Genomic DNA, 26404 nt, shown 5'->3' with positions numbered 1-26404 from the left:
GTGAGGGGGTGGGGAGGCGGGGTGGGCAGGGGAAAGGCCCGGCCGGAGGCCGGGCCTTTCGGGTGGGGCGGGTCAGGCTGCGGTGACGGTCAGGGCGTCCTTGCTGTCGGCCAGGTCGACCTGGACCGTGTCGCCGTCGCGGATCTCGCCGGCCAGGAGCGCCTTCGCGAGGCGGTCACCGATGGCCGACTGCACCAACCGGCGCAGCGGGCGCGCGCCGTAGATCGGGTCGTACCCGTGCTCGGCCAGCCAGGTGCGGGCCGTGTCGGTGACGTCCATGCCGAGCCGACGGTCGGCCAGCCGGCGCCGCAGCCGGTCGAGCTGGATGTCGACGATGGCCCGCAGGTCGTCGCCCCGGAGCGCGGCGAACACCACGATGTCGTCGAGGCGGTTGAGGAACTCCGGCTTGAAGTGCGACCGGACCACCGCCAGCACGCCCTCCCGGCGCTCCTCCTCGCTCAGCGTCAGGTCGCTGATCACCGACGACCCCAGGTTCGAGGTGAGGATCAGGATCGCGTTGCGGAAGTCCACCGTACGACCCTGGCCGTCGGTGAGCCGGCCGTCGTCGAGCACCTGGAGCAGGATGTCGAAGACGTCCGGGTGGGCCTTCTCCACCTCGTCCAGCAGGATCACCGAGTACGGCCGGCGGCGCACCGCCTCGGTGAGCTGGCCGCCCTCCTCGTACCCGACGTAACCGGGCGGGGCGCCGACCAGACGGGCCACCGAGTGCTTCTCGCCGTACTCGCTCATGTCGATGCGGACCATGGCCCGCTCGTCGTCGAAGAGGAACTCGGCGAGTGCCTTGGCCAGCTCGGTCTTGCCGACGCCGGTCGGGCCGAGGAACAGGAAGCTGCCGGTCGGGCGGTCCGGGTCGGCAACGCCGGCCCGGGCGCGGCGGACCGCGTCGGAGACCGCGCCGACCGCCTCGGCCTGGCCGACCACGCGGGCCCGCAGCGACTCCTCCATCCGGAGCAGCTTGGCCGTCTCGCCCTCCAGCAGCCGGCCGGCCGGGATGCCGGTCCAGGAGGCGACCACTGCGGCGATGTCGTCCGCGCCGACCTCCTCCTTGAGCATCGCGCCGTCGGCCTGGAGCCGGGCCAGCTCCTCCTCGGCCTGCTTCAGCTCACCCTTGAGCGTGGGGATCCGGCCGTAGCGCAGCTCGGCGGCGCGTTCCAGCTCGCCGTCCCGCTCGGCCCGTTCGGCCTCGCCGCCGAGCCGCTCCAGCTCCTCCTTGGCGGTGGAGAGCTTGGTGATGTGGCTCTTCTCGGTCTGCCAACGCTCGGAGAGCGCGGTGAGCTGCTCACGCTTGTCGGCCAGCTCCTTGCGCAGCCGCTCCAGGCGTTCGGCGGACGCGGCGTCCGGCTCCTTGGCCAGCGCCATCTCCTCGATCTCCAGGCGGCGTACCGCCCGCTCGATCTCGTCCACCTCGACCGGGCGCGAGTCGATCTCCATGCGCAGCCGGGACGCGGACTCGTCCACCAGGTCGATCGCCTTGTCCGGCAGGAACCGGTCGGTGATGTAGCGGTCGGAGAGCGCGGCGGCGGCGACCAGCGCGGCATCGGTGATGCGTACGCCGTGGTGCACCTCGTAGCGCTCCTTGAGCCCGCGCAGGATGCCGATGGTGTCCTCGATGGTCGGCTCGCCGACCAGCACCGGCTGGAAGCGGCGCTCCAGCGCCGGGTCCTTCTCGATGTGCTCGCGGTACTCGTCGAGCGTGGTCGCGCCGACCATCCGCAGCTCGCCGCGGGCCAGCATCGGCTTGAGCATGTTGCCGGCGTCCATCGAGCCCTCGCCCTTGCCGGCGCCGACCACTGTGTGCAGCTCGTCGAGGAACGTGATGACCTGCCCGTCGGAGTTCTTGATCTCCTCCAGCACGGACTTGAGCCGCTCCTCGAACTGGCCGCGGTACGACGCGCCGGCGACCATCGCGCCGAGGTCGAGCGAGACCAGCTTCTTGTCCCGCAGCGACTCCGGCACGTCACCGGCGACGATGCGCTGGGCCAGGCCCTCGACGATGGCGGTCTTGCCGACGCCGGGCTCACCGATCAGCACCGGGTTGTTCTTGGTACGCCGGGACAGCACCTGGATCACCCGACGGATCTCCGAGTCCCGGCCGATCACCGGGTCGATCTTGCCGTCACGGGCGCTGGCGGTCAGGTCGACGCCGTACTTGGCCAGCGCCTGGTAGGTCTGCTCGGGATCGGCGGTGGTGACCCGACGGTCTCCGCCCCGGACGGTCGGGAACGCGGCGACCAGGTTCTCCTCGGTGGCGCCGGCGTTCTTCAGCGCGACCGAGACCGCGCCGCCGACCCGGGCCAGCCCGGCCAGCAGGTGCTCGGTGGAGGTGTACTCGTCGCCGAGCGGCCGGGCGATCTGCTCCGCCGCGCCGATGGCGTTGACGAACTCGCGGGCCAGCGTCGGCTCGGCCAGGCTGGAACCGCGCGCGGCGGGCAGCGCGTCGACCGAGCGCTGGGCGACCCGGCGCAGTTCGGCGGCGTCGGCACCGACGGCGCGCAGCAGGCCGGCGGCGGTCGAGCCGTCGGTGTCCAGCAGGGCCAGCAGCAGGTGCCAGGGCTCCACGGTGGCGTGACCGCGCTGGTTCGCCAGCGCGACGGCACCGGTGATGGTCTCGCGGCTCTTGGTGGTGAGGCGTTCCGTGTTCATGGGCTCCCCCGGGATCGGCGTGTCCACTGGACATGACACAACCAGAGTTGAGTCTATTCCGCTCAAGTCCGCGTGTGTGACCCGGGTCACTTCCCGCTCGACCTCCTTCAACCAGGTGCAGAGCCAACAGCCGCAGACGCTCGCCTTCGCGCTGGCCGACTCGCCGGTCGGCCCGCTCGCCTGGAATGAGGCGGGCCCGAGGTTTGGGTGCACCTGTTGTCGCCGGGACGACAACAGGTGCACCCAGTCGTCAGCGACCGGGGCGGCCGGGGAGACGCGCGATGCAGGGCGTCACGTGATCGGCGCGCAGCACGCAGCGCCGGCCGCCGTCGAGCTTGCGGTCGCAGAACACCCAGTGGCGTACGCCCTGGTCGTCCTCGACCGAGACGGCGATCCCACGAGCTGAAGAGCAAGATCGATTCGGGAGAGTGGCCGTCCGGCCACACGCTGCCGAGCCTCGCCCAACTGTGCAAGGAGCACGGCGTCTCCGACACCGTGTAGGCGGGCCGGCACTCGGATCAGCGTGAGGGACCGGGTGAGGGCTCGGCCCTGGGAGCAGCATGTGCCCGGCAGAGGTAGCCTCACCGGCGTGCGAGTACGTGTCGAACAGACCGCCTTACCGGGAATCGGCGTACGTCATGACCTGATGACGGAATCCGGCCGCCGGCTCGGCGTGGTCTCCCATCGCAATGGCCGCCGCGACCTGGTCCTCTACGACCCGGACGATCCCGACTCCTGTCAGCACGACATACCGCTGACCGACGACGAGGCGGAGGCGCTGGCCGACATCCTCGGCGCGTCGCTGATGCTGGGTCAGCTCTCCGGGCTGCGCGAGCAGGCCGCCGGGCTGCTGACCGAGCAGATCGTGATCCCGGCCGGCTCGAAGTACGTCGGTCGGCGGCTCGGCGACACGAAGGCCCGCACCCGGACCAGCGCGTCCATCGTGGCCGTGCTGCGTCAGGGCGAGGTGAACGTCTCGCCCGACCCCACCTTCCGGTTCGAATCCGGCGATGTGGTCGTCGTGGTCGGCACCCGACAGGGTCTCGACGGCGTCACCTCCATCCTCGCCGAGACCGACCCGGACGGCTGACGCGTATGCACGAAACCCAAATCCTGCTCGTCGAGGTCGGCGCGCTGCTGCTCCTGCTCGGCCTGCTCGGCCGGCTCAGCCGTCGCGTCGGCGTCTCGCCCATCCCGCTCTATCTGCTGGCCGGCCTCGCCTTCGGGCACGGCGGCCTGCTGCCGCTCAACGCCAGCGAGGAGTTCTTCGCCGTCGGCGCGGAGATCGGCGTGATCCTGCTGCTGGTCATGCTCGGCCTGGAGTACAGCGCGAACGAACTGGTCGGCAACCTCCGCTCGGCCGCGCCCGCCGGGGTCATCGACGCGGTGTTCAACGCGCTGCCCGGCTTCGCGTTCGCGCTGCTGCTCGGCTGGGGCTGGGTCGCCGCCGTGGTGCTCGCCGGCGTCACCTGGGTGTCGTCCTCGGGCGTGATCGCCAAGGTGCTCGGCGACCTGGGCCGGGTCGGTAACCGGGAGACCCCGGTGATCCTCTCCGTCCTGGTGATCGAGGACCTGGCGATGGCGCTCTACCTGCCGCTGGTCACCGCGCTGCTCGCCGGGGTCGGCCTGATGAAGGGCGGCATCGCGCTCGCCATCGCGGTGTTCACCGTGGTCGTCGTGCTGGCCGTGGCGATCCGGTACGGGCATCTGATCTCCACCGCGCTCTCCGCCAAGGATCCGGAGGCGCTGCTGCTCGGCGTGCTCGGCCTGACCCTGCTGGTCGCCGGTATCGCGGCCAAGCTCCAGGTCTCCGCCGCGGTCGGCGCGTTCCTGGTCGGCATCGCGCTGTCCGGGCCGGTCGCGCACCACGCCACCCAGTTGCTGTCGCCGCTGCGGGACCTCTTCGCCGCGGTCTTCTTCGTGTTCTTCGGGCTGGTCACCAACCCGCTGGACATGCCACCGGTGCTCCTGCCCGCGCTGCTGCTGGCCGTGGTGACCATGGCGACGAAGGTGGCCACCGGCTACCTGGCCGCCCGTCGGGCCGGGATCGCCGAGCCCGGACGCTGGCGGGCCGGCCTGGCGCTCACCCCGCGCGGTGAGTTCTCCATCGTCATCGCCGGGCTGGCCGTGGCCGCCGTCTACCCGGTGGAGCCGAAGCTGGCCGCGCTCGCCACCGCGTACGTGCTGATCACGGTGGTGACCGGTCCGCTGCTCGCCCGGTTGCCGGACACCCCCTGGTTCAAGCAGTGGCTGCGCCGACGTGCCGCCGCCACCCGACCGGTCACGGTGCCGGTGGGCGACTGACCCGTGGCCGGGCCTGATCGGCTGCTCATCCGGTCCGGCCCGGCCAACGGTTGTCAAATTGATCCCGGGAAGGGCTACCACTGCTCCGCCGAAGCGCGTTAACGTGTCGCCCCAGCAGCCAGGGTCCGCGGGTGGCCGGAGCCCCCGCCAGCGTCAGCGGAAGGTCGGCCGGTGAACGTGCGGGAAGAGACGTTCCACGGCTTCGCCAACCCGGTCGACCCGTCGCCCGCCGAACTGCGGGCCTGGGCGTACCAACCGGACTCGGTGCCACTGGCCTCCATGCCGCCCGACTGGGACCTGCTGGTCGCCGGTGACCACCTGGTGCAGACGCTGTTCGACCTGGCCATGGACCGGTCCTGTCCGGCCCGCCGGTTCGCGCTGCACTGCCTCTACATCTACGCCGCCGACGGCATCCGGACGAACTTCCGCGCGCACCCGAAACGCCGCTTTCGCAAGCTCGTCGAGCAGGCCGAACGGACCGGCGACGACCTGATGCGCAACTGGGCGCACAACAGCCGGGTGCTGCTCGCCCGCCCGGATCTCTTCGTCTACCGCGACTGGTGCGAGGGTGGCCTGGTGCGCGAGAACCGCCGCCTCTAGCTCGGCTCACGGCACCTCGCCTCCGCCGTGATCATGAAGTCGACGGCGATGTCGATCTCCGCCGATGCCGCCAACTTCATGATCACCGGGTCAGGGTGGGCCCGAGTGGCGTCCGGCCCGCACGTCGACGGATCGGTCAGGTCGATCCGCCCTGTTTCTTGCGCCGTTCGTCGTCCCTAGCGCGGTCCACACCGTGGTCGGTCTGGTCGGCGAAGCGCCCTTCCTTGACCTTGTCGCTGAAGCGGCCCTCGGTTACCCGGTCGAATCGCTCCTTGACGTTCTCGGCCACCTTTTCGAGGCGCTCCTCCGCGCGTTCCGCCACTTTCTTCGCCGGTTCCGCCATGGCTCCCCCCGCCAGCCCGGATTCCGTTTCAGGGCTTTCATCCCTGATCAAAGCGTAGTGGAGCGGGCCCCGCCGCGCCCCGGTTTCCGCGACCTCCCCGTCGACCGGCAAGGGCCGGCACGCCTCCGGGAACAGCGGGGGACGTGCCGGCCCTCGGACGAGCGCGAGCAGCAGGTGTCAGCGATCGGGGGTACGACGGGGGCGCCAGACCACGAGCGCGGTGGAGGTGCGGTTGGTGGGCACCAGGTCGCCACGGGGGAAGCCACCCAGCGACTCCAGCTCGGCGATCCGCCGGTACGCGGCGTCCAGCTCCGCCTCCAGCCGGGCCACCCGCTGCTGCGCCTCCTCCAGCAGCCGCTCCAGCCCGATGATCCGCTTCACCCCGGCCAGGTTGATCCCGTCGTCCTGACTGAGCCGCTGCACCTCGCGCAGCAGCACCACGTCCCGGACGCTGTACCGGCGACCGCCGCCGGCCGCCCGGCCGGGCTGCACCAGGCCCAGCCGGTCGTACTGGCGCAGCGTCTGGGGGTGCATGCCCGCCATCCGCGCCGCCACCGAGATCATCAGAATCTTGGCTTCGTAGGCCGGGTCACCCGAGCCGACGTACTCCTCCGACATGCCCGCTCACCTCCGCTGCCGCCGTCAACTGAATCGACGTACCCGCGCGTCGAGATGTTCCCGCGCGGCGGGCGGAGTCTGCGCCGCGAAGGTCTCCAGCGCCGCCCGCGCCTCGTCCGACACCTTCGCCGGGACCACCACGTCGAGCGTGACCAGCAGATCACCGGCGCGGCCGTCATTGCGTACGACGCCCTTGCCGCGGGCCCGCAGCACCCGTCCGGTGGGGGTACCCGGTGGCACCCGCAACGTCACCGTGCCGTCCAGGGTCGGCACCCGCAGGTCGGTCCCGAGCACCGCCTCGGCGTACGTGATCGGGACGTTCAGGGTCAGATCGTCCCCGGTGCGTCCGAACAACTCGTCCGGGCGCACCTTCACGTGCACGAACAGGTCGCCCGCCGGGCCGCCCCGGTCGCCGGGTTCGCCGCGACCGGCCAGCCGGATCCGCTGGCCGTCGGCCACCCCGGCCGGGAAGCGCACGGTCAGCGTGCGGGTCTTGGTGACCCCGCCGGTGCCGTGGCACTCCGGGCACTTCTCCTCGACGATCGTGCCGACGCCCTGGCAGTTGCGGCAGGGCTCGGAGAAGCTGAACGACCCCTGGTTGCGGGTGGTCACCCCGGCACCGTGACAGACCGGGCAGGCCAGCGGCGTGGTGCCCGGCTTGGCGCCGTTGCCGTGGCAGGTGTCGCAGACCCCTGGTGCGCGCAGGGTCAGCGGCAGGGTGACGCCGCGGACCGCGTCCGTGAAGTCCAGCGCCACCTCGGCCTCGACGTCCCGGCCCCGGGCCGGACCGCGCGGGCGTGCCGCGCCGCCGGCGCCGCCACCGGAGAAGATCGTGCTGAACAGGTCGGTGAAGCCGCCGCCACCGAACCGGGCGTCGCCGCCACCGCCGGCACCGCCGCCGCCGAACAGGTCGGAGACGTCGAACGGCGCGCCCCCGGACTGGCCCGTGCCGCGGGCGCCGCGCCGGAACGCGCCCGAGCCGAAGAGCGACCGCATCTCGTCGTACTCGCGACGCTTCTTCTCGTCGCCGAGCACCGCGTACGCCTCGGAGACGGTCTTGAACCGCTCCTCGGCCCCGGCATCACCGGGGTTGTGGTCCGGATGCGACTCCCGGGCCAGCTTCCGGTACGACTTCTTGATCTCGTCCGAGGAGGCGGACTTGTCCACGCCCAACGCGGCGTAGTAGTCCTTCTCGATCCAGTCCTTGGAACTCACCGGTCCACCCCCTTCCACGGGTCGAATCCCGGTCGTCCCGCCCGCCCGGTGCGGGCGGGCGGGACGTCACGGGTCGGCACTACTCCGGGTCCGCGACCGCGACCAGGGCCGGCCGCAGCAGGCGCTCGCCGAGTTGGTAGCCCCGGCGCATGACCTGCACGCAGGTCGGCTCCGTCACGTCGGCGGAGGTCTGGTGCGCCACCGCCTCGTGCCGGGTCGGGTCGAACGGGTCGCCCTGCTCACCGAACGCGGTCAGGCCGAACTTGCCCAGCGCGGCGGTGAGCTGGTCGGCCACACTGCCGAACGGACCCACCAGGTCGCCGTGCTCGCGGGCCCGGTCCAGGTCGTCGAGGATCGGCAGGAGCGCGGTGAGCACCCCGCCGGTCGCCTGCTCCTGGACCAGGTTGCGGTCGCGGTCGACCCGCTTGCGGTAGTTGGCGTACTCCGCCGACACCCGCTGGAGGTCGCGGGTGCGCTCCTCCAGGTCGGAGCGGAGCGACTCCAGCTCGGCGCCGAGCGGCGCCTTGCCGGTCTCGTCGCTCGGCTCGGCCGGCGCGTCGACCACGGGGGGCCCGGCGACCTCGGCCTCGCCGCCGATCTCGTCGACGACGACCTCGGCCTCCTCGACCAGCCCTTCGGCGGGCGCGTCGGCGGCGGCGTCGGCGGCGGACGGGTCGTTCGCCGGCTCCTCCGTCACCTTGCCGAGCTTGCGCTTGTCACGGATGACGACCCGCGGCTCGTCGCCGGCGTCCTTGCCGGCGCCCGCGGAGCCACCCGGCGCCGACCCGGTGGAACCCGGGTCGGCCGCTCGTGGCGTGTCCGTCATGCGGTCACCTCATCCCTCTGCGGTGCGGATCGTGCCGGGGACCGACTGTCACTTCTTGTCCTCGTCCACGATCTCCGCGTCGACCACGTCGTCGGCGCCACCGGCCTGCGGACCGCCGGTCGCACCCGCACCGGCACCCGGCCCGGCCGCACCCGCACCGGGAGCGCCCGGCTCACCCTCCTGCTGCTGCGCGTAGAGCAGCGAGCCGGCCTGCTGGGAGACCTGGGCCAGCTTCTCGTGCGCGGCCTTGATCTTCTCGATGTCCTGCCCGCCGAGGGCGCTGCGCAGCTCGCCGAGCGCCTCGTTGAGCTGGTCCCGGTTCTCGGCCGGCAGCTTGTCGCCGCTCTCGGCGAGGAACTTCTCGGTCTGCCACTGGAGCGCCTCGGCGACGTTGCGGGTCTCCGCCTCCTCGCGGCGGCGCTTGTCCTCGTCGGCGTGCTCCTCGGCGTCCCGGCGCATGCGCTCGATGTCGTCCTTCGGCAGCGAGGAGCCGCCGGTGATCGTCATCTTCTGTTCCTTGCCGGTGCCCAGGTCCTTGGCGTGCACGTTGACGATGCCGTTGGCGTCGATGTCGAACGTGACCTCGATCTGCGGCACGCCGCGCGGCGCCGGCGGGAGGCCGGTCAGCTCGAACGTGCCGAGCTTCTTGTTGTAGGCCGCGATCTCCCGCTCGCCCTGGAACACCTGGATCAGCACCGACGGCTGGTTGTCGTCGGCCGTGGTGAAGACCTCGGAGCGCTTGGTCGGGATGGTGGTGTTGCGCTCGATGAGCTTGGTGAAGATGCCGCCCTTGGTCTCGATGCCGAGGCTCAGCGGCGTCACGTCGAGCAGCAGGACGTCCTTGACCTCGCCCTTGAGCACGCCCGCCTGGAGCGCGGCGCCGACGGCGACGACCTCGTCCGGGTTGACGCCCTTGTTCGGGTCGCGGCCGGTGAGCTGCTTGACCAGGTCGGTGACGGCGGGCATCCGGGTCGAGCCGCCGACCAGGATGACGTGGTCGACGTCGGAGACCTTGATCCCGGCGTCCTTGACGGCCTGCTCGAACGGGCCCTTGCAGCGGTCCAGCAGGTCCTGCGTCATGCGCTGGAACTCGGCGCGGCTCAGCGTCACGTCGAGGTGCAGCGGGCCGGCCGAGCCGGCGGTGATGTACGGCAGGTTGATGTTGCTGGTGGTGGCCGCGGACAGCTCGATCTTGGCCTTCTCGGCCGCCTCCTTGAGCCGCTGCATGGCCATCTTGTCCTGCGAGAGGTCGATGCCGTGCTCGCCGCGGAACGTCTTCACCAGGTGGTCGATGATCCGCTGGTCCCAGTCGTCGCCGCCGAGCTGGTTGTCACCGCTCGTCGACTTCACCTCGACGACGCCCTCGGCCAGCTCCAGCAGGGACACGTCGAACGTGCCGCCACCGAGGTCGAAGACCAGGACGGTCTGCTCCTTGGAGCCCTTGTCCAGGCCGTACGCCAGGGCGGCCGCGGTCGGCTCGTTCACGATCCGCAGCACGTTGAAGCCGGCGATCTCACCGGCCTCCTTGGTGGCCTGGCGCTGCCCGTCGTTGAAGTAGGCCGGGACGGTGATCACCGCGTCGGCGATCTGCTCGCCCAGGTACGCCTCGGCGTCCCGCTTGAGCTTCATCAGCGTCCGCGCGGAGATCTCCTGCGGGGTGTACTTCTTGCCGTCGATGTCGACGGTCCAGTTGGTGCCGATCTCCCGCTTGACCGAGCGGATGGTCCGGTCGGGGTTGGTCACCGCCTGGCGCTTGGCGACCTCACCGACGAGCACCTCGCCGTTGCGGGCGAACGCGACGATCGAGGGAGTCGTACGCGAGCCCTCGGCGTTGGCGATGACGGTGGGCTCACCGCCCTCGAGAACGCTGACGCAGGAGTTCGTCGTGCCGAGGTCGATGCCGACCGCACGTGCCATGTTCGCTTCCTCGCTTCATAACGGGTGAGCAGGTCGGTTGGCCTGCCCGGCGGGGTCGCCCGGAAGGCGGCCGCGCCACAAGTTGAGTGAACTTGACTCAATAGTGCCACGCGATCGGCAAACCGCAAGTCGAGGTTGAGTCGACTCGGCGCAACCTGACCGTTATTACCGTCCGGTTGTCTTACCTTGCGTCGGTCGGGCACGCTTTAGCGGTGACGACGCATGGCGATTCCGCCACCCGTGCCGGCGCGCCCGCCGTCGCAGCCCGCACCGGAACCCCCACCGGCGACGACCAGCCCGCCGAGGCCACGGCGGGCCTGTCCGCCGCGCTCACCGACCTGCGGGCCGCGATCGACGCGGCTCGCTTCCCGCTCGCCCTGCCCTCGGCCGAGTCGGCCCGGCACGCCGCCCGGAGCCTCACCGACCAGCTCGACGACTACCTGCTGCCGAGGTTGGCCCGACTCGACGCCCCGCTGCTCGTGGTGGTCGGCGGCTCGACCGGCGCCGGCAAGTCGACGCTCGTCAACAGCCTGGTCCAGGCGCGGGTCAGCGCGGCCGGGGTGCTCCGGCCCACCACCCGTTCCCCGGTGCTGGTCTGCAACCCGGCCGACGCCGCCTGGTTCCGCCAGGGCGAGCTGCTGCCCGGCCTGACCCGCACCACCGAGCCGAGCGAACACCCGGGCACCCTCCAACTGGTCACCGCCCCGGCGCTGCCGGCCGGGCTGGCCTTCCTCGACGCCCCCGACATCGACTCGGTGGTGGACGCCAACCGGGCGCTCGCCGGGCAACTGCTCGCCGCCGCCGACCTGTGGTTGTTCGTCACCACCGCCGCGCGCTACGCCGACGCCGTGCCCTGGGAGCTGCTGCGCAGCGCCCGGGCCCGGGGCACCGCCGTCGCCATGGTGCTCGACCGGGTCCCGCCCGAGGCCGCCGACGAGATCGCCGCCCACCTGTCCGAGATGCTCGCCTCGCAGGATCTGGGCGCCGCGCCGCTGTTCGTGCTGCCGGAGACCTGGGTGGACGGGCAGGGCCTGCTGCCGGACCGGATGACCGCGCCGTTGAGCGGCTGGTTCGCCCGGCTCGCCGGCGACGCGGAGGCCCGCTCGGCGGTGGTCCGGCAGACGCTCGACGGCGCGCTGGCCGCCCTGCATCCGGTGGTCGAGGGGTTGGCCGACGCCGCCGACGAGCAGATGGCCGCCGCCGAGGCGCTCGACGAGCGGGTCCGGGCCGCCTATCGGGGCGCGGAGCGCACCGTCGACCAGGGGCTCCGGGACGGCCGGCTGCTCCGGGGCGAGGTGCTGGCCCGCTGGCAGGAGTTCGTCGGCACCGGCGAGTTCTTCCGCAGCCTGGAGGCACGGATCGGCCGGCTGCGGGACCGGATGGTCGCGGCGGTCACCGGCCGGCCCGCCCCGGCGGCGGAACTGCGGACCGCGATCGAGTCCCAACTGGTGACGCTGCTGCGCGGGGTGGCCGCCGAGGCGGCCGAGAACGCGTACACCGGTTGGAAGGCGCACCCGGCCGGCGCGGCGCTGCTCGAACCGGAGCTGGCGTACGCGTCGGCCGACCTGCCGGCACGCGGCGAGCAACTGGTCCGCGACTGGCAGCGCGCGGTGCTGGAACTGGTCCGCGTCGAGGGCGGCGACCGGCGGTTCGTGGCCCGCACCGCGGCGTACGCGGTCAACGCCACCGGCCTGGCCGTCATGATCGGCGTCTTCGCCTCCACCGCGTTCATCCCGACCGGCCTGGAGGTCGCCGCCGGCACCGGCACCGCGGTCGCCGGGCAGACCGTGCTCCAGGCCATCTTCGGCGACCAGGCGGTGCGTAACCTGTCCCGCAAGGCGCGGGTGGACCTGCTCGACCGGGTCGGCGCGCTGCTCACCGAGGAGGCCGCCCGCTTCCTGGCCCGCACCGAGGCCGCCCGCCCGGCCACCGACGCCGGTGCGGCGTTGCGCCAGGCGGCGGTGACGGTCGAGCGGGCCCGGCACCGCAGCGGCCTCACCACCGCCGACGGCGCCCCGTCGCCCACCGACACCGACCAGGACGGACGCGACCACCCGTGAGCGCGAGGAGTGAGCCGGTGTTGCGAGCCCCGCAGTCGCGGACAAGGACGGCATCATGACGAACCTCGTGGGACGGATGCGCGAGGCGTTCCGCACCGACCAGCGGATCGACCCGGACGTCCTGATCGCGCGCCTCCAGGCGGTCCAGCGGTTCCTCGGCGCGGTGGACGGCCAGGTACCGGATGCCCAACTGGTGGCCGCGCACACCGTGGTCGAGCGGGCCGGTGACCGGCTCGCCCTCTCCGGCCGGCACACCGTGGTCGCGCTCGCCGGCGCCACCGGCAGCGGGAAGTCGAGCCTGTTCAACGCGCTGGCCCGGATGGACCTCTCCCCGGTCGGCGTGCGCCGGCCGACCACCGGCGTGGCCCACGCCTGCGTGTGGGGCCCGCTCGACGGCGCGGTACGCCTGCTCGACTGGGTCGGGGTGCTGCCCCGGCACCGGTTCGTCCGGGAGAGCCCGCTGGACGGCGACGACGAGTCCAACCTGCACGGTCTGGTCCTGCTGGACCTGCCCGACTTCGACTCGGTGCAGCACCACCACCGGCTGGAGGTCGACCGGCTGCTCGGCCTGGTCGACCTGGTGGTCTGGGTGGTCGACCCGCAGAAGTACGCCGACCGCGTGATCCACACCAGCTACCTGCGCGAGTTCCACCGGCACCGGGACGTGACAGTGGTGGTGCTCAACCAGGCCGACCGGTTGCACCCGACCGCGTTGCCCACCGTCCTCGACGACCTGCGCCGGCTGCTCGACGCCGACGGGCTGGGCGGGGTGCCGCTGCTGCCCACCGTGGCCACGGACCCGGCCGGGCTGGCCGGGCTGCGGGCCGAGCTGGAGAAGACGGTCGCCGAGCGGCAGGCCGCGCTGCGCCGGCTCTCCGGTGACGTGGACGCCGTGGTGACCGACCTCGAACCGCTGGTCGGGCCGGAGCCGCCACGCACCCGGCCGGGTGACGCCTCGGCCCGGGAGCTCACCCGGGCACTGGCCGGGGCGGCCGGCGTGCCGACCGTGGCGCAGGCGGTCCAGGGCGCGTACCGGCACCGGGCGGTGAGCAGCACCGGCTGGCCGCTGGTGCGGAGCTGGCGGAAGCTGCGCCCGGATCCGCTACGCCGGTTGCACCTGCCGGGGCGGGACCCGGACGCGCCGGCCGAGAGCCTGATCTCGGCCACCTCCGTACCCGATCCGACCGCCGCGCAGCGCTCGGCGCTGAACCTGGCCATCCGGGCGGTGGCCGACCGGTCCGGCGCCGACCTGCCGGCGCCGTGGCCGACCGCGGTGACCGCCGCGGCCCGGTCCCGGCTGGCCGAGCTGCCGGGCGCGCTCGACCACGCGGTCGCCGCCACCGATCTCGGCATGAACCGGCGGCCGGCCTGGTGGCGGGTGGTCGGCGCGATCCAGTGGCTGGTCACGCTCGCGGCAGTGGGCGGCCTGGTCTGGCTGGTCCTGGGGTACGCGCTGCGCTTCCTCGGCCTGCCACCGCTGGAACACCCGAAGCTCGGCGAGGTGCCCTGGCCCACCGTGCTGCTGCTCGGCGGCCTGCTGGCCGGGCTGCTGGTGGCGGCGCTGACCCGGCCGGTGGTCGGGTGGGCGGCCCGGCGGGCCCGCGACCGGGCCGAGCAGCGCCTGCTCACCTCGGTCGGCAGCGTCGGCGAGAAGTACGTGCTGGATCCGGTCTGGGCGTTGCTGGCGCGGTACGGCGCGGCACGGAACGCGCTGCACGAGGCCGGCCGGCGCTGAATCGGGTGCGCGGAGCGGTGTGACGGCCGTCGACGCGGCGTAGGGTCGATGCATGGCCACGCCACAGACCCCCTACGACGCGGTGCTGCACGCCGCGCGCGACGTGACGAGGCTCGACTCCGCCCTGGACGCGGAGATGCTCGGCGCCGCGTTGCTGGGCAGCGTCTACGCCGTCGCGGAGCACGACCGACAGCGAGCCGTCCACGAGTTCGTGGCCGGCTTCCTCGCCGCCACGTCACGCCGGCGCAGTGCCGCCGCGACCACCATCCGCGCCGTCTTCGCCGCCCTGGTGCCGGACGCCGAGGGCGCCGCCCGGGTCCGGCCCGGCGCGTACGCCCCGGCGTGGGCCGGCCAGCTCGGCCGGGTGCGCCTCACCGGCACCTGGGCGTACGGCGACGTGTACGGCGACCAGACCTCCTACCTGGCCACGTTCGCCTACGAGGACGAGGAGCAGGGCGGGCCGGAGCACGCCCTGGTGGTCCTCGTCGACCACAACATCGGCATCACCAAGGACGTGTTCGTCGGCGGTCCGGCGGCCCGGATCGTCGAGCAGGCCCGGGAGATCTGCACCGAGGACGAGCTGACCTGGTTCCGTGCCGAGGACCCGGCCCGGATGCACGCGGAGGTGGGCCGCCACCTGGCGGTCACCGACGACCTCGGCGAGCTGCCCGCCCAGGGTTCGCTCGCCACCGATCGGGCCCTGGTGGGCGCCCGCCTGGCGGCCCTGCCCGGGCCGCGACCGCCGACCGGCCCGGCGGTCGTGCCGCCGGCCACCGACGAGGAGCGGACCAGGCTGGTACGCGCCTTCCTCGACTCACCCGAGGCCGCCCGTTTCGGCCTGCCCGAGGTGGCCGACGGCGAGCTGGCCTCGTTGCACTTCTGCCTGGGTCTGCTGCTGGATCACGCGGCGAGCTTCCCGGACGCCGACCCGATGCGGTGGAGCCCGATGGTCGCCGAGCTGTTCCTGCTCGACTGGGTGCACCGTCGTGCCGTGCTGGACATGGACGACGCCGCGATGCTGCCCCGGGTGCTGCGGGCCTGGGCGGCGTACGCGGGCCGGCAGCGAGGGCTGGCGCCACCCGCGACCACCCGGACGGACGAGGCGATCACCGAGATGGTCCCCGAGTTCGCCCGGCTCTACAGCACCGGTGAGCGGCGTAGCGCGGCCACCGCGGCGGTGGCGCAGTTGATGGCCGACGGGGTGGACCCGGACGACCCGGCGGCGCTGGACGCCTGGATCGAGGCGAACCGGCACCGCCTCACCGACGACCCCGCCTGAGCCGGTCCGGCTCACCACTCGGCGACGGCCCCTGACTCGGCTCCGACGTGGGCCCGGAGGTCGGCGCCGAGGTGGGCCCGGACGACGTCGGCTCGGCGGTCGGCCCGGAGGACGGCTCCGAGGTGGGCCCGGACGTCGGCTCGGCGGTCGGTCCGGACGAGGTGCCGGTCGGCTCGGGGGCGGGCGCGGAGGAGGTGGTGGTGGGCTCGGGCACCGGGACCGGATCCTGCGCCGGGTCGGACGCCGAGGGCGAGGGCGAGGGCACCGGCGACGGCCGCGGCGGCCGGACCGGTGTGGGCCGAGGCGGTTCGAGTGGCGCCACCGGCGCGGTGGCCGGCCGGGACCGACGCGCGGAGCCGAGGTCGCTCCGGTCGGGCGGGATCGGGGCGGCCGGGAACGCCGGTCGCGGCGGCGCGGTGGTGGTGACGGCGTCGACCGCGGGCGTGGACGCCGTCGGCACCGGGGCCGGGGTGGTCCGGGGCAGCGGGATGACCACCGGCCCGACCGAGGGCGTCGGGATGAACGGCGTGCCGGCGTCGGGCAGGGCGCTGTTCCCCACGGTCGCCGAGCCGGTGCTGATGGCGGCCAGGATGGGCATCGAGGCGGTGCCGGCGAGCAGCGCCACGGTCAGCAGGTAGCCCCGGCTCGGGCCACCGACGCCGGGGGCACGGTGCGCGCCGACCACCCGGCGGTAGCGGGCGGCGGGCAGGGCCCGGTGCCGGCCCAGGAAGGGGGCTCCGGGAGGACCCTCTGGTTCGGACACCGGCACACTCCTCGTACGCGTCGACGGAACGGAACAGCACGCCCGAATATCCGGACAAAAGCCGCGTGAGCGCTCAACGCCAGCTTGACCGAGTGACAGTCAGTTCACCAGCCGCAACCGCGTGTCGACACACATTTTGTCCGCCGAGGGCCCGTTACCTGTCGGGACAAAAGCGCTCATCCGTCGCGAAGCCGATGGAAGCTCACCGACGGGGGAGGCCATACTGTGGGCCCGCTCACCTCCTCTGCAATCATTCAGGCACGACGGCAACGCAGCCGCTACCTCCGCGCACCCCGCGGCTGGTGCGGAACGGCGCCGGCGCTCCCGGGCCTGGGTCCCCCGACGGACCCCGGCTCACGCCGCGCGGCAACCCTCACCGGGGCTAGGCGCGGTCGCCAGGGACCGACCCGGCAGCAGCCGGGCGGGCGCACGAGGTGCGCGGCTCGGGTCACCCCCGGCGGCGCAGACAGACAGGGAGAGACCGATGGCAAAGGGCGACCCCGGGGCCGCCACCCGCAGCAAGCGGGCCGCACCCCGTACCAGGCGCGCCGCCGCGACCGGCGAACCGGAACTCGTACAGCTGCTCACGCCGGAAGGCGAGCGGATCGAGACCGCGCTCGGCCCGGACGGGACCGAGTACCGCGTCGACTTCACCGACGAGGAGTACCGCGGGCTCTACCGCGACCTCGTGCTGGTCCGCAAGCTCGACGCCGAGGCGACCGCCCTGCAACGCCAGGGCGAGCTGGGCCTGTGGGCGAGCCTGCTGGGCCAGGAGGCCGCGCAGGTGGGCTCCGGCCGGGCGCTGCGCGCGCAGGACATGGCGTTCCCGACCTACCGGGAGCACGGCGTCCTCTACTGCCGCGGCATCGACCCGATCATGCCGCTCGGCCTGTTCCGCGGCGTCGACCAGGGCGGCTGGGACCCGAACGAGTTCAAGTTCAACATGTACACGATCGTCATCGGGGCGCAGACCCTGCACGCGACCGGGTACGCCATGGGCGTCGCCATGGACGGCAAGACCGGCGGCGAGGACGGCGAGGCGGTGATCGCCTACTTCGGTGACGGCGCCACCAGCCAGGGCGACGTCAACGAGTCGTTCGTCTGGGCCAGCGTGTTCAACGCGCCGCTGGTCTTCTTCTGCCAGAACAACCAGTACGCCATCTCCGAGCCGCTGGAGCGCCAGACCCGCGTCCCGCTCTACCGGCGGGCCGGCGGTTTCGGCTTCCCCGGCGTCCGGGTCGACGGCAACGACGTGCTCGCCTCGTACGCGGTGACCCGGCACGCGCTGGACACCGCGCGCAGCGGCCAGGGCCCGTCCCTGATCGAGGCGTACACCTACCGGATGGGGGCGCACACCACCTCGGACGACCCGACGCGTTACCGGATCGCCAGCGAGGTCGAGGCCTGGCAGGCCAAGGACCCGATCGCCCGGATGAAGGCGTTCCTGCTCAAGCAGCAGATCGTCGACGAGTCGTTCTTCACCGAGATCGACGAGCAGGCCCGTACCGAGTCGGTGCACCTGCGGGAGCGGGTGCTCAACATGCCGGACCCGCAGCCGGTCAGCATGTTCGACCACGTCTACCCGCACGGCTCCCCGGAGCTGGACGAGCAGCGGGCCCGGTTCTCGCAGTACATGGAGTCGTTCGAGGGGAGCGCGCACTGATGGCCACGGAGACGCTCACGCTCGGCAAGGCACTCAACACCGGTCTGCGACGGGCCCTGGAGAACGACCAGAAGGTCGTCATCATGGGCGAGGACGTCGGCAAGCTCGGCGGCGTGTTCCGGATCACCGACGGCCTCCAGAAGGACTTCGGCGACCAGCGGGTGATCGACACCCCGCTGGCCGAGTCCGGCATCATCGGCACCGCGGTCGGCCTGGCCATCCGCGGCTTCCGGCCGGTCTGCGAGATCCAGTTCGACGGCTTCGTCTACCCCGCGTACGACCAGATCGTGTCGCAGGTGGCGAAGATGCACTACCGCTCGCAGGGCAAGGTGCGGATCCCGATGGTCATCCGGATCCCCTACGGCGGCGGCATCGGCGCGGTCGAGCACCACTCGGAGTCGCCCGAGGCGTACTTCGCGCACACCGCCGGTCTCAAGGTGGTCACCTGCGCGAACCCGCAGGACGCGTACGTGATGATCCAGCAGGCCATCGCGTCGGACGACCCGATCGTGTTCCTGGAGCCGAAGCGGCGCTACTGGGAGAAGGGGCCGGTCGACCTGGACGCCCCGCTCACCGACGCGTACCCGCTGCACAGCGCGCGGGTCGCCCGGTCGGGCACGGACGCCACCGTGCTGGCGTACGGCCCGATGGTGCGCACCGCGCTGGACGCGGCCACCGCCGCCGCCGAGGACGGCCGGGAGCTGGAGGTCATCGACCTGCGGACGCTGTCGCCGCTGGACCTGACCGCCGCGTACGAGTCGGTGAAGCGCACCGGCCGCTGCGTGGTCGTGCACGAGGCGCCGGGCAACCTGGGCCTCGGGTCGGAGATCGCGGCCCGGATCACCGAGGAGTGCTTCTATTCCCTGGAGTCCCCGGTGCTGCGGGTGACCGGCTTCGACGTCCCCTACCCGGCCGCGCGGGTGGAGGAGGAGTACCTGCCGGACCTCGACCGGGTGCTCGACGCCGTCGACCGCACCTTCGGCTGGTGAGCGGCATGTCCCGGATCAAGGAGTTCAACCTGCCCGACCTGGGCGAGGGCCTGACCGAGGGCGAGATCCTCGCCTGGCTGGTCAAGGTGGGCGACGACATCGAGCTGAACCAGCCGATCGTCGAGGTGGAGACCGCGAAGGCGGCGGTCGAGATCCCGGCGAAGTGGGCCGGCCGGGTGCAGGCGATCTTCCACCCGGAGGGTTCGACGGTCGAGGTCGGCGTGCCGATCATCGCGATCGACACCGACCCGGGCGCCGGGCCGGTGGAGCAGTCGACGACCGGCACGCCCACCGCCGAGCTGCCCTCCCCGTCGGCGGCCTCGCTGGCCGCTGTCGAGGTGGCGCCCGAGGAGGGCATGGTCGAGCCGGGCCTGATCGGTGGCGTGGCGCCGGGTGGGCGTACCGCCGTGCTGGTCGGCTACGGCCCGCGCAACGCGCCGGCCAAGCGCCGCCCGCGCAAGGGCGCCGCCCCGGTCCAGCCCGCTCCGGCGCAGGCCGTTCCAGCGCCGGTCACCCCGGTTCAGGCCGCCCCGGCTCCAGCCCCGGTGGCCCCGACGCCCGCGCTGAACGGCAACGGCCGGGCGGGTGGCGGCCCGGTGCTGGCCAAGCCGCCGGTCCGCAAGCTCGCCAAGGACCTCGGGGTCGACCTGGCCGCGCTGACCGGTTCCGGTCCGCTCGGCTCGATCACCCGCGAGGACGTACAGCGGGCGGCGAGTGGAACCCCGGCGGCCGAGCCGCTGACGGTCACCGCGGCGGCGACGTCGGCCGCGTCGGCCGCGAGCTTCGGCGCGGACCGCGAGCAGCGCATCCCGGTCAAGGGGGTACGCAAGCTCACCGCGGAGAACATGGCCCGCTCGGCGTTCACCGCCCCGCACGTGACGGAGTTCCTGACCGTCGACGTGACCCGGGCGATGAAGGCGCTGGACCGGCTCCGCGACCGGCGCGAGTGGCGGGACGTGCGGGTCTCGCCGCTGCTGCTGGTCGCCAAGGCGGTGCTGCTGGCGGTCAAGCGGTACCCGATGGTCAACTCGACCTGGGCCGGCGACGAGATCGTGGTCAAGGAGTACGTCAACCTGGGCATCGCGGCGGCCACCGAGCGCGGCCTGATCGTGCCGAACATCAAGGACGCCGGCCGGCTGACGCTGCGTGAGCTGGCGGACGCGATGACGGCGCTGGTGCAGACCGCGAAGTCGGGGAAGACGTCCCCGGCGGACATGTCCGGCGGCACGCTCACCATCACCAACGTCGGCGTCTTCGGCGTCGACACCGGCACGCCGATCCTGCCCCCGGGCGAGTCGGCGATCCTCGCCTTCGGCGCGGTACGCGAGCAGCCGTGGGTGCACAAGGGCAAGGTGAAGGTTCGGCAGGTCACCACGCTCGGCCTCTCCTTCGACCACCGGATCATCGACGGCGAGCTGGGGTCGAAGTTCCTGCGCGACATCGGGGACTTCCTGGCCGATCCGGAGGCGGCGTTGCTCGCCTGGACCTGACGTACCACCGCTCCGGCAACGGCCGGTGTGCCACGGGTGAACGCCCGGCACACCGGCCGTTGCCGTTGATGAAGGAATCATCGGCTCAGTGATGAAGATGCCTACGATCCTTAGGCAGGTGGCTCAGCTCACCTTGTAATCGATGGCGATCATGCGTGCGGTGCGCTTAAATAGAGACATCAAGGGCTGACAACCGAATAGCCAGGAGGAGAGACCCAAGATGAGCATGATCGAGCGAATCCGCACCCGCCGCGACGCCAACCGCCGGGCCCGTGCCATCGAGCACGCCCTGCGTTCCGCCAACTCGCCCGCGGTCCGCGCAGAGCTTCTCGCCATCGCCCAGCGTCACATGAGCTGACGCCACCGACGTTCCGCACTCCTCCAGTGGAGAAGACCCGCCCGGCACCCCGGGCGGGTCTTCGGCGTTCCACGTCGTCCGGCACCGGGATTCCACCCCGCCGCACCGCCCGGTACGGTTGGCACGGTCGCCAACCGGCTGCTCCGGACCGACGCGGAGAGTGAAACTCATCGACGTCGGCCGGTGACTTTCGGTGACGGCCGATGCTCCCCCGAGCGTCCCCGGGCGGCCACCGGATACCGTGCGGGGAGCCCGCACGGCCGGTACCCGCCGGCGACGCCGGCAGCCATGCCGACGGTCCCCGGCCGGCATCGGCGGTCGACCTGTGATGGAGGAGGAGCACCCATGACGTCCGAGGCTCCGCACCACCCCGGCCAGGAGCCGGGCGAGGTGTCGCCGGGCACCGGCGGACCGGTGCCGTACGGCGACCAGCCGGCGCAGCAGGACAACGGGTACAACGGCACGCCCGACCTCGGCTGGGCCCCGCCCCCGCCGGCCGGTCGGCCCGCCCCGCCGGCTCCGGCCTGGCCCGCGGCCGACGACCAGCCGCCCGCCTGGGCCCCGCCCGCCGGCCAGCACGTCACCGGTCGCGCCACCGCCCAGGTGCCCCCGCCCGCCGAGTCGGGCGGCCGGGGCGCACAGCCCGCCTGGGCCGGCTCCGAGCAGGGCGCACCGGCCTGGGCCGGCTCCAGCGAGCGTGGCCCCGAGCCGGGCGCACCGGCCTGGGCCGGCTCCGGTCCGGGTGCTCCCGCGTGGGGGCCGGGCGAGTCGGCCCGTCCGGACGCCTCCGCCGAGCCGGCACCGCCGGCCTGGGCCCCGACGTCGGGCGGTCCCGCCGAGCCGACGCCGCCCGCCTGGGCCGCCGAGCAGCACCGTCCCACCCGCGGCGCCGCCGGGGAGCAGCCCGCCTGGGCGCAGCCCGAGGCGGGCGCGCGGGGCACCGGCTACGTCCCGGCGCCGGCCACCGTGCCGAACGAGTCCTGGGTCACCCCCGCCGGCTCGGACGACCCGCACCGCTCCGGCGGATTCACCCCTGCCGCGCAGCAGGGCGATGACGCCGGCCACTCCGGAGGCTGGGCCGTCGGCACCGCAGCCCAGTCGGACGACCCGAATCGCTCCGGCGGTTGGAACCGCCGCGACGAGCAGCCCGGGGCGCAGCCGGACGACCCGAGCCGCTCCGGTGGCTGGAACCGCCGCGACGAGCAGCCCGCCGCGCAGCCGGATGACCGGTCCGGCGGTTGGAACCCGCGCGACACCCAGCCGGCCTGGGTTCCGCCCGGCCAGCAGAGCGGAGCCACCTGGCCTCCGCCCGAGCCGACCGCCCGGGCCGCCGCCAAGGTCTCCGTGCCCGGCGCCGTCCGGCCCGAGCAGGCGTGGTCCACTCCGGAGCAGTCCGACCAGGACAGCCGCTCCACCCGCACCGAGGACGACCCGCACCGTTCCGGCGGTTGGCAGGCGGCCGGCGGGCAGCAGCACGACGAGCCGGCCCGGTCCGGCGGCTGGCCCGCCCCGCAGGGAGAGAACCGGGTGGGCGGCCGGGACGGTTCCACTCGGGACGACGACCCGGACCGCTCCGGCGGTTGGGCCGCCGGCGGGCGCGCCGCCGGCGCGGCCGAGGTCCCGCAGCCGGCCGGCTGGGGCGAGTCGAATCAGCCCCACCCCGCGGGCTGGAACGACGCCCCCGCCCGGCCGCAACGCGACGCCGACGACCAGGCCGGTGGCTGGCACGACGCACCCGCGGTGCCGCAACGTGACGCCGACGACCAGGCCGCCAGCCGCCGCGCTCCGGCGCTGCCGCAGCGTGGCGGCGAGGGACCGGCCGGCGGTTGGGGCGGTGCCGCAGCCGGACCGCAGCAGCGGGAGACCGAGCGGCCGGCGGAGCCGGCCCGGCCCGGGTGGGGCGGTAACCAGGACGAGCGGGCGTCCGCCGAACCCTGGTCGCCCGCCGAGGCATGGGGCCACGCCGACGAGTCACCGCCGGCACCGTCGCGCGGCTGGCAGCCCGCCGAGGACGGACCGGTCTACCAGCCCGCGCCCGCACCGGGCATCTCACCCGGCCACGCGGTACCACTGCCCGCACAGAGCCAGCGGGTGCCGGGGGCCGCGCTGGCGGCCTCACCGCCCGTCGACCATCCCGCCGCCGCGCAGTTCGGCCCGGCCGAGCATGCACCCCAGGCGTACGAGCCGGAGCGCGCTGACGCCGGCTGGGGCGCCCCCCGGTCCGCACCTGAGGAGCCGCAGTCGCCGGCTGGTCCGGTCCTTCCCGGCCCGCGCACCTCGCCCGAGACCGGCACCGCCGGTCCGGTTTCGGCCAGCGCCTCCGTCCCGGTGGCCAGCCGGGTCACCCCGCCGGCCGACCAGGCGGCACATCCGACCGGCGCGTCCACGCCGCAGCCCCGGGTGTACGGCCGGCCGACCCGACCGGAGCCCGAGGACGCCCCGGAGGCGGACGACGCGCACGGCTACCCCGGTCAGGACGCTCCGTCCGCCTTCGCCGGCCCGCAGGCCCGACCGGACGACGGACCCGACTTCGGGCCCCCGTCCCGGGGTGACGACGGACACGGCTTCGGCGGGTCCCCGTCCCGGGGCGACGACGGACACGGCTTCGCCGGGCCGCAGGGGCGTGCTGACGACGCACCCCACTTCGCCGGCCAGCAGTCCCGCTCCGACGACGCACCCGGCTTCGGTGGACCGCACTCCCGGCCGGACGACGCACCCGCCTTCGGCGGGCCGCAGTCGCGGTCCGACGGTCCGCACGGCTACCCCGGCCAGGACGGTCCCCCCGGCTACGGCGGGCCACAGTCCCGGTCCGACGACGACCCGCGCGGATACGGCGACCGGCCGTCCTCGCCGGCCGGCCCGCCGCCGTTCCCGGTCGGCGTGCCGTCCTTCGTGGACCCGCCCGGCAACAACCGCCCCGCCAACGGGGTGCACCCGCAGGACGACGAGCAGCCCGGCGGGTCACGCGACTCCTTCGGCGGCCCCGGCGGCCAGCAGAACCCGTTCGGCGGTCCGGGCGGCCACCAGGACGCGTACGGGGGCCCGGGTGGCCACCAGGACGCGTACGGCGGCCCCGGTGGCCGTCCCGACCCGTTCGGCGGTCCGGGTGGCCAGCAGGACGCGTACGGTCCGCCGGCCGGTGGGCGTGCCTCGGTCGCCGTACCGGGTCAGGGTCCCGGGGGTGAGCCGGGCGGCTTCCCGCCCGCGTTCCCGCCGCCCTCCCCGCAGGCCCCGCCGGCCTGGTCCCCGGAAGGGCCGGCCGACGACTCGGATCAGGGCCGCTTCGACGCGTTCAAGCCGGACGCCGAGCCGAAGACCGAGGCGCCCACGCCGAAGGTGCGCAACGGTCGGGTGCTGGCCCTGGTGCTCATCGCGGCCGTGCTGATCCTCGCCGTGCCGCTCGGCCTGCTCACCCTGCTCGGCAAGATCGGCGGTGACGACAAGCCAGCGGGCTTCGACCCGGCGGTCGGCTCCTGCATCAAGCAGACCGGCACGACCGCCGTGGCTGCGGACTGCGGCGAGCAGGGCGCGTTCACCGTGGTGTCGAAGGTGGACAACAAGGACAAGTGCGCCGACCTGTCCCAGCCCACTGTCGTCCTCCAGGGCGGCGGCACCAACCGGGTGCTCTGCCTGAAGCCGGCCGGCCAGTAACTCTCCCGTGAAGCGCCCGTCCCCTCCGGGGACGGGCGCTTCACGTTGTCCCCACCCCACACGCCGGGAGGTCGGTGGTGCGGCACCATGGGGGGATGAGCGCACGAGTACGGGCACCTGAGCTGCGCGGTCGTGGCTGGCTGAACACCGGCGGCAGAGCCGTCACGCTGGCCGACCTGCGTGGCAAGATCGTTTTGCTGGATTTCTGGACCTTCTGCTGCATCAACTGCCTGCACGTGCTGGACGAGCTGCGCCCGCTCGAGGAGAAGTACGGCGACGTGCTGGTCGTGATCGGGGTGCACTCGCCGAAGTTCGAGCACGAGAAGGACCCGGACGCGCTGGCCGCGGCCGTCGAGCGGTACGGCGTGCACCACCCGGTGCTCGACGACCCCGAGATGGACATGTGGCAGCAGTACGCGGCGAAGGCCTGGCCGACGCTGTCGGTGATCGACCCGGAGGGCTACGTGGTGGCCACCATGGCCGGCGAGGGGCACGCCGAAGGGCTGGCCCGGCTGGTCGACGACCTGATCGCCACACACGAGGCGAAGGGCACGCTGCACCGGGGCGAGGGCCCGTACGTCCCGCCGGCCGAGCCGGAGACGGCACTGCGCTTCCCCGGCAAGGTCGTCCCGCTCGACGGCGGCAACCTGCTGGTCTCCGACTCGGCCCGGCACTCCCTGGTCGAGCTGACACCGGACGCGGAGACCGTGGTGCGGCGGATCGGCGCGGGCACCCGTGGCCGCACCGACGGCCCGGCGGCCGGCGCGACGTTCGCCGAGCCGCAGGGGCTCTGCCTGCTGCCCCCGCACGTGGCCGAGGTGGCCGGCTACGACCTGGTCGTCGCGGACACGGTCAACCACCTGCTGCGCGGCGTACGGCTGGAGACCGGCGAGGTGGTGACCGTGGCCGGCACCGGGCGGCAGTGGCGCTCGACGGTCGACGACCACGCGCACGACGCGCGCGCCGTCGACCTCTCCTCCCCCTGGGACGTGGCCTGGTACGACGACCGGGTGGTCGTGGCGATGGCCGGCATCCACCAGCTCTGGTGGTTCGACCCGATCAAGCGGACCGCCGGCATGTACGCCGGCACCACGGTCGAGGCGCTGCGGGACGGTCCGCTGCCGGACGTCTGGATGGCTCAGCCGTCCGGATTGTCCGTCTCGGCCGACGGTTCCCGGCTCTGGATCGCCGACAGCGAGACCAGCGCGGTCCGCTGGGTCGAGGCGGGCGAGATGCACACCGCCGTGGGTCAGGGGCTGTTCGACTTCGGGCACGTCGACGGCCCGGCCGATCAGGCGTTGCTCCAGCATCCGCTGGGCGTGTGCGCGCTGCCGGACGGCTCGGTGCTGATCGCGGACACGTACAACGGCGCGGTGCGCCGCTTCGATCCGGCGACCGGCCAGGTCGCGACCGTTGCCGACGGGTTGGCCGAGCCGAGCGACCTGGTGGTCACCCCGGCGGGGGAGGTGCTGGTGGTCGAGTCGGCCGCGCACCGGTTGACCCGGCTGGCGCCCGGCGCGCTGACGGCGGCCGGCGCGAGCACGGTGGCGGGTGCCCGGCACCGGATGGAACGCAAGCCCACGGACGTGGCGGCCGGGGAACTGACGCTTGACGTGATCTTCACGCCGGCGCCGGGGCAGAAGCTCGACGACACGTACGGGCCGTCGACCCGGCTGGTGGTCTCGGCGTCCCCACCGGAGCTGCTGGTCGACGGCGCCGGCACGACCACCGACCTGTCCCGGCGGCTGGTGGTCAGCGGGGACGTGGCGCAGGGGGTGTTGCAGGTGACCGCCCAGGCGGCGACCTGTGACGCCGACGTCGAGCACGCCGCCTGCCACCTGACCCGCCAGGACTGGGGCGTGCCGGTCCGGGTGGTCACCGACGGCGCCACCCGTCTCCCGCTGGTGCTGCGCGGCCTCGACGAGTGAT

Annotated in this window: 19 protein-coding genes; 13 read left to right on the top strand and 6 right to left on the bottom strand. The window is 73.5% G+C overall.

Annotated elements, in window-relative coordinates:
• Positions 1-72: 72 nt before the first annotated feature.
• Positions 73-2664: an ATP-dependent chaperone ClpB gene (clpB, locus tag C8054_RS19485; protein ID WP_107158233.1), complete on the bottom strand. Its 2592-nt coding sequence runs from the start codon at positions 2662-2664 to the stop codon at positions 73-75.
• A 589-nt stretch (positions 2665-3253) separates the two neighbouring features.
• Between clpB and C8054_RS19470 the strand changes: the two genes are divergently transcribed.
• From C8054_RS19470 to C8054_RS19460, 3 genes are all read left to right on the top strand, one after another.
• Positions 3254-3754: a cation:proton antiporter regulatory subunit gene (locus tag C8054_RS19470; protein ID WP_107158231.1), complete on the top strand. Its 501-nt coding sequence runs from the start codon at positions 3254-3256 to the stop codon at positions 3752-3754.
• 5 nt (positions 3755-3759) lie between these two features.
• The gene (locus C8054_RS19465; protein WP_107158230.1) at positions 3760-4968 is read left to right on the top strand and encodes a cation:proton antiporter; all 1209 of its coding nucleotides are present in this window, start codon (positions 3760-3762) and stop codon (positions 4966-4968) included.
• A gap of 171 nt (positions 4969-5139) precedes the next feature.
• Positions 5140-5568: a hypothetical protein gene (locus tag C8054_RS19460; RefSeq protein WP_107158229.1), complete on the top strand. Its 429-nt coding sequence runs from the start codon at positions 5140-5142 to the stop codon at positions 5566-5568.
• A gap of 136 nt (positions 5569-5704) precedes the next feature.
• On the opposite strand, the gene C8054_RS19455 is transcribed toward C8054_RS19460, so the two are convergent.
• The 5 genes from C8054_RS19455 to dnaK all read right to left on the bottom strand — a co-directional run bounded on the left by C8054_RS19455 (position 5705) and on the right by dnaK (position 10487).
• Positions 5705-5911, bottom strand: a complete 207-nt coding sequence (locus C8054_RS19455) for a hypothetical protein (protein WP_107158247.1) — start codon at positions 5909-5911, stop codon at positions 5705-5707.
• Between the two features lie 177 nt (positions 5912-6088).
• The gene (locus tag C8054_RS19450) at positions 6089-6529 is read right to left on the bottom strand and encodes a heat shock protein transcriptional repressor HspR (RefSeq protein WP_107158228.1); all 441 of its coding nucleotides are present in this window, start codon (positions 6527-6529) and stop codon (positions 6089-6091) included.
• 24 nt (positions 6530-6553) lie between these two features.
• Entirely contained in the window at positions 6554-7744 is a 1191-nt protein-coding gene (dnaJ, locus tag C8054_RS19445) for a molecular chaperone DnaJ (RefSeq protein ID WP_107158227.1), read from the bottom strand.
• A 79-nt stretch (positions 7745-7823) separates the two neighbouring features.
• Positions 7824-8570, bottom strand: coding sequence for a nucleotide exchange factor GrpE (gene grpE, locus C8054_RS19440; RefSeq protein ID WP_107158226.1), 747 nt, complete (start codon positions 8568-8570; stop codon positions 7824-7826).
• Between the two features lie 48 nt (positions 8571-8618).
• Entirely contained in the window at positions 8619-10487 is a 1869-nt protein-coding gene (dnaK, locus tag C8054_RS19435; RefSeq protein WP_107158225.1) for a molecular chaperone DnaK, read from the bottom strand.
• 212 nt (positions 10488-10699) lie between these two features.
• Between dnaK and C8054_RS19430 the strand changes: the two genes are divergently transcribed.
• The 10 genes from C8054_RS19430 to C8054_RS19390 all read left to right on the top strand — a co-directional run bounded on the left by C8054_RS19430 (position 10700) and on the right by C8054_RS19390 (position 26403).
• Positions 10700-12547 carry a GTPase domain-containing protein gene (locus C8054_RS19430; RefSeq protein ID WP_107158224.1) on the top strand — a complete coding sequence of 616 codons (1848 nt, stop codon included), beginning with the start codon at positions 10700-10702 and terminating at the stop codon, positions 12545-12547.
• Positions 12548-12602: 55 nt separating this feature from the next.
• A complete protein-coding gene (locus C8054_RS19425; RefSeq protein WP_107158223.1) occupies positions 12603-14282 on the top strand; it encodes a GTPase in 1680 nt (559 codons plus the stop codon).
• A 52-nt stretch (positions 14283-14334) separates the two neighbouring features.
• The gene (locus C8054_RS19420) at positions 14335-15561 is read left to right on the top strand and encodes a hypothetical protein (protein WP_107158222.1); all 1227 of its coding nucleotides are present in this window, start codon (positions 14335-14337) and stop codon (positions 15559-15561) included.
• A gap of 47 nt (positions 15562-15608) precedes the next feature.
• On the top strand, positions 15609-16199 hold the full coding sequence (locus C8054_RS19415; RefSeq protein ID WP_233219724.1) for a hypothetical protein: 591 nt from the start codon (positions 15609-15611) through the stop codon (positions 16197-16199).
• 609 nt (positions 16200-16808) lie between these two features.
• Entirely contained in the window at positions 16809-17987 is a 1179-nt protein-coding gene (gene pdhA / locus C8054_RS19410; protein WP_107158221.1) for a pyruvate dehydrogenase (acetyl-transferring) E1 component subunit alpha, read from the top strand.
• Positions 17987-18976 (top strand): alpha-ketoacid dehydrogenase subunit beta, encoded by a 990-nt coding sequence (locus tag C8054_RS19405; protein WP_107158220.1) that lies wholly within the window; start codon positions 17987-17989, stop codon positions 18974-18976. Before pdhA ends, C8054_RS19405 begins: the two co-directional genes overlap by 1 nt.
• A 5-nt stretch (positions 18977-18981) precedes the next feature.
• On the top strand, positions 18982-20466 hold the full coding sequence (locus C8054_RS19400) for a dihydrolipoamide acetyltransferase family protein (RefSeq protein WP_107158219.1): 1485 nt from the start codon (positions 18982-18984) through the stop codon (positions 20464-20466).
• A gap of 220 nt (positions 20467-20686) precedes the next feature.
• Positions 20687-20824, top strand: coding sequence for a hypothetical protein (locus C8054_RS32325; protein WP_199199845.1), 138 nt, complete (start codon positions 20687-20689; stop codon positions 20822-20824).
• Positions 20825-21169: 345 nt separating this feature from the next.
• Positions 21170-24475, top strand: coding sequence for a hypothetical protein (locus C8054_RS19395; RefSeq protein ID WP_107158218.1), 3306 nt, complete (start codon positions 21170-21172; stop codon positions 24473-24475).
• 95 nt (positions 24476-24570) lie between these two features.
• Positions 24571-26403, top strand: a complete 1833-nt coding sequence (locus C8054_RS19390) for an NHL domain-containing thioredoxin family protein (RefSeq protein ID WP_107158217.1) — start codon at positions 24571-24573, stop codon at positions 26401-26403.
• Position 26404: the final 1 nt, after the last annotated feature.

Source organism: Micromonospora sp. RP3T (genome assembly GCF_003027925.1).
In the GTDB taxonomy this organism is placed as follows: Bacteria; Actinomycetota; Actinomycetes; order Mycobacteriales; family Micromonosporaceae; genus Micromonospora.
This window is presented reverse-complemented; position numbering and strand designations above follow the sequence as displayed.

Coding starts and splice junctions, on each gene's coding strand:
- clpB (WP_107158233.1), bottom strand. CDS start 2,664: ATGAACACGGAACGCCTCACCACCAAGAGCCGCGAGACCATCACCGGT.
- C8054_RS19465 (WP_107158230.1), top strand. CDS start 3,760: ATGCACGAAACCCAAATCCTGCTCGTCGAGGTCGGCGCGCTGCTGCTC.
- C8054_RS19455 (WP_107158247.1), bottom strand. CDS start 5,911: ATGGCGGAACCGGCGAAGAAAGTGGCGGAACGCGCGGAGGAGCGCCTC.
- C8054_RS19450 (WP_107158228.1), bottom strand. CDS start 6,529: ATGTCGGAGGAGTACGTCGGCTCGGGTGACCCGGCCTACGAAGCCAAG.
- grpE (WP_107158226.1), bottom strand. CDS start 8,570: ATGACGGACACGCCACGAGCGGCCGACCCGGGTTCCACCGGGTCGGCG.
- dnaK (WP_107158225.1), bottom strand. CDS start 10,487: ATGGCACGTGCGGTCGGCATCGACCTCGGCACGACGAACTCCTGCGTC.
- C8054_RS19425 (WP_107158223.1), top strand. CDS start 12,603: ATGACGAACCTCGTGGGACGGATGCGCGAGGCGTTCCGCACCGACCAG.
- C8054_RS19420 (WP_107158222.1), top strand. CDS start 14,335: ATGGCCACGCCACAGACCCCCTACGACGCGGTGCTGCACGCCGCGCGC.
- pdhA (WP_107158221.1), top strand. CDS start 16,809: ATGGCAAAGGGCGACCCCGGGGCCGCCACCCGCAGCAAGCGGGCCGCA.
- C8054_RS19405 (WP_107158220.1), top strand. CDS start 17,987: ATGGCCACGGAGACGCTCACGCTCGGCAAGGCACTCAACACCGGTCTG.
- C8054_RS19400 (WP_107158219.1), top strand. CDS start 18,982: ATGTCCCGGATCAAGGAGTTCAACCTGCCCGACCTGGGCGAGGGCCTG.
- C8054_RS32325 (WP_199199845.1), top strand. CDS start 20,687: ATGAGCATGATCGAGCGAATCCGCACCCGCCGCGACGCCAACCGCCGG.
- C8054_RS19395 (WP_107158218.1), top strand. CDS start 21,170: ATGACGTCCGAGGCTCCGCACCACCCCGGCCAGGAGCCGGGCGAGGTG.
- C8054_RS19390 (WP_107158217.1), top strand. CDS start 24,571: ATGAGCGCACGAGTACGGGCACCTGAGCTGCGCGGTCGTGGCTGGCTG.